Origin of the sequence: Selenomonas sp. oral taxon 892 str. F0426, assembly GCF_000468035.1 — a bacterium.
Taxonomy (GTDB): Bacteria; Bacillota; Negativicutes; order Selenomonadales; family Selenomonadaceae; genus Centipeda.
On the sequence record NZ_KI260529.1, the window covers coordinates 16,537 to 16,845 of the forward strand.

General features: G+C 56.6%; 1 pseudogene. It reads left to right on the top strand.

The features are described from left to right. Positions 1–309: pseudogene (locus tag HMPREF1992_RS02885) on the top strand (SLC13 family permease); the annotation flags it as partial.

A 309-nucleotide genomic window follows, 5' to 3' on the forward strand; every position in this document is an offset into this window, starting at 1 on the left:
CGAATTCCACCGTCGTTCTCTTCGCAGGTATGTTTATCATCGGCGCAGCCATGTTCCAAACGGGTCTCGCGCAAAAGATCGGCATAGCCGTTGTTAAAAAGTCTGGAACGAACGAGGCCGCACTGATGGGCGCAATCATGCTTATCACTATCGTTCTGTCCTCGGTCTCCTCGAACACGGCGACCGTTGCGTGCCTCATGCCCGTTGTTATCCAGATTTGCTCGGCTGCAAAGGTTCCTGTCGCTCCGCAGCTCATGGGTCTCGCGATCGCTGCGAACGTCGGCGGTACGATCACGATGGTCGGCACCC